This window comes from Clostridium sp. (assembly GCF_032552055.1).
Lineage (GTDB): Bacteria > Bacillota > Clostridia > Clostridiales > Clostridiaceae > Clostridium.
The window spans coordinates 1-2,794 of the sequence record NZ_JAWGSV010000334.1 but is presented as its reverse complement, the minus strand read 5'-3'; the positions used below and the strand labels follow the sequence as shown (position 1 = coordinate 2,794).

Here is a 2,794-nt window from a genome sequence, read left to right as displayed (position 1 = left end):
ATATTAATTGGGGTGCAAGGGATTTATGGTATATTTTTTGGAAAGAAAAATCTAAAAGATATAAATAAAGAATATGAAGCTCTCAATATTCTATCTCAAGTAGATTACAACTTTAATAATTCTGATGATATGATTCTTTCACTTATAGATGAAGGGAAGGCTTCTTCAAGAGGGTACTACAAAATAAGATTTATAAATCTATCTGAAGAAATAAATAAAAAAGTTAGTGAGTATAGAGAAGTTACAGAATCAAATAATACAAACTTGGATAACTTTAATAAGGCTTTTAATGAATATAATAATAGTTCTAAGAGTTTAATAAAATTAATTGATAGCAATAATTATAAAGAAGCTAATAGTTTATATAAAAACACTTTAGAGGTATTAAAAAATCAATTAGTCGATGGATATAATAATAGAATAAAGGAACATAGACAAAGATTAGATACTTTATATGTAGATTATAATAATCAATCAAGGAATATAGTTGTTTTAAATATTATATGTATAGTAGTGTCAATATTATTTGCTTACATATTGCTAAAAAGATTTAAAAATAGACTTACAACACAATTAGAAAATTTGAGGAAATATACTTCTGCTTTAGGGATTGGTGATTTATCCTTCAAATTGGAAAAATATTTTGATGATGAAATTGGAAATGTAATAGAAGAATTAGATATAGCTATTAATAACGTTAAAAATTTAATAGTTGATACAAAGACTATGGTTGAAGTTGGAAAGAATAATAGTGAAAGTAACTCAATGGCCTCAAATAATATTATTAATGAAGTTATTAAGGCAAAGGATAATATTTACAATATAACTGATAAGGTAGACAATCTTAATAGTAATTGTGAAGAAGCTACTTTAAGTACACAAGAAATAATTGAAACTACAAATTTAATAAGTAAAGAAATATTACATAATTCAAATTTAGCTACTGAAATGAATAAAAAGGCTAAAAAAATTGAAGAAAAAGGATTGATTTCAGCACAAACTGCTTTTGATATCTTTAACACCAAATCAGAAGAGATAGAAATTTCATTAGAAAAAGGAAAAGTTATACAAGATATAGATAAAATGTTATAGATAATTAAAAATATTTCTGAAGAAGTTAATTTATTATCTATAAATGCATCAATTGAAGCAGCTATGGCAGGAAGCAATGGAAATGGGTTTTATGTTATAGCAGAAGAAATAAGAAGGTTATCAGAGGAAACAGATGAAAATTTAAAAGAAATGAAACAAACAGTATCTGATGTAACAAATGCCTTTCAAGAAATTTCATGTAATTCTAAAGAACTTTTAGAATTCTTAAATTCTAATGTAAGGAAGGATTATAATATATTAATAGATATATCTAGCTCTTATGGTACAGATATGGAGACTTTATCTGAAGGTGCAATTAAGATGGATAATATTACAAAAAGTATATTTATATATATGAATGAAATCTGCAAATCTATTGAAGCAATAACCTATTCTACAAATAATATATTAGATAATTCTAAAGAAACCAACACAGAAATAAAATCAATAGAAAAAATAGTAAATGGATTAGGTAAGTCCATAGAAGAAGAAAATTTATTACTAAGCAAACTACAAATATCATTAAAGCAATTTGTAATTTAGATTCTAAAATTAATAAATAATAATATTTTTTTAATTTATGAGCATACTAAATATATGCAACAAAGTTTTTATTAAGGAGGAATTTAAATGGAAGGTAAAAGTAATAGTGGAAATAGTATGCTAAACTTAATAATAAGGTTAGTATTAGTAGCAGTTGTACTAGGATTAACATCATTTTTTACTCCAGGTTTTAGTATTAGAGGAATATGGTCTTATTTAATTGCAGCAGTTGTTATAACTGTTTTAGATTATTTAATAGAACTATTTATGAAAGTTGATGCATCACCTTTTGGTAAAGGACTAAAAGGTTTTGCAGTAGCAGCAATAATAATATATTTGACACAGTTCTTTGTACCAAATATGAATGTATCTATAATTGGAGCAATATTAGCATCAGTAGTTATTGGAATAATAGATGCTGTATTATCTGTAAGGGTTATGTAATATAAAAAAAGTTTTGTTTTAGAATCCTAGAAATAGGATTCTTTTTATTTTTACAGGAAACATTGATTTTACGAGAGAAAAGATTTTTACAGTATAGATTATGGTTTAAATATTAATCAAAAGACGCGAGTGGATTGTATATGATAGTTTAAATATTAATCAAAGGACGCGGTTAGAATTAAAGAAAACAGGAGAAATTTAAAGAAAAATAAATATATTTGACTTAAATAAGAAATTGTATATAATAATGTGTGAATATAAAGAAAAATGGAGGTGTGAGTATGAATAGTATTGAAATTGATTTAAGTATGTTTGAAGAATATGATGAGATAGCTAGCATAATTATAGAATTAAGAAAGTGGTTTCAACAAAATCGAACTAGTATACCAAATAAAGAAATTAATGATAAGATATTTGCCAATGTAGAAGAGCTAAGGAAAGACTTTACGGAAAGAGAAAATGAATTACTACAAGAAGTTACAAATTGTTTAAATGATAAAGATTACGATATCTCTATTGAAAAGAGATTTGAAGATAATGAGATAAGCAAAGTTTTAAATTATTTTTATTGGAGATATTTTAATACAAATAAGAATATAAAAAAAACTTTATTAAAAATAAAAAAAGTTTTAGGTGTAAAAGGCAATAAATTTAGAAGCCCATTTAAGCTAGTTGTAAATTGTATTGTATGTGGAAAAGCTGTAGAAACTTATAT

The 2,794-nt window shown here is 24.2% G+C and carries 4 protein-coding genes; all 4 read left to right on the top strand.

What is annotated here, in order from left to right; genetic code table 11:
• The coding region (locus tag E6248_RS15105) for a methyl-accepting chemotaxis protein (RefSeq protein ID WP_316341596.1) at positions 1-1,092 on the top strand (1,092 nt) is incomplete at its 5' end.
• Positions 1,093-1,635: a methyl-accepting chemotaxis protein gene (locus E6248_RS15100; RefSeq protein ID WP_316341597.1), complete on the top strand. Its 543-nt coding sequence runs from the start codon at positions 1,093-1,095 to the stop codon at positions 1,633-1,635.
• An 87-nt stretch (positions 1,636-1,722) separates the two neighbouring features.
• Positions 1,723-2,079 (top strand): phage holin family protein, encoded by a 357-nt coding sequence (locus tag E6248_RS15095; RefSeq protein ID WP_316341595.1) that lies wholly within the window; start codon positions 1,723-1,725, stop codon positions 2,077-2,079.
• A gap of 281 nt (positions 2,080-2,360) precedes the next feature.
• Positions 2,361-2,794 (top strand): hypothetical protein (locus tag E6248_RS15090; RefSeq protein ID WP_316341594.1); only part of this gene is annotated, 434 nt, incomplete at its 3' end.

What these genes read in the sequence shown, in the direction of transcription:
- E6248_RS15095 (WP_316341595.1), top strand. Translation starts at nt 1,723, where the DNA reads ATGGAAGGTAAAAGTAATAGTGGAAATAGTATGCTAAACTTAATAATA.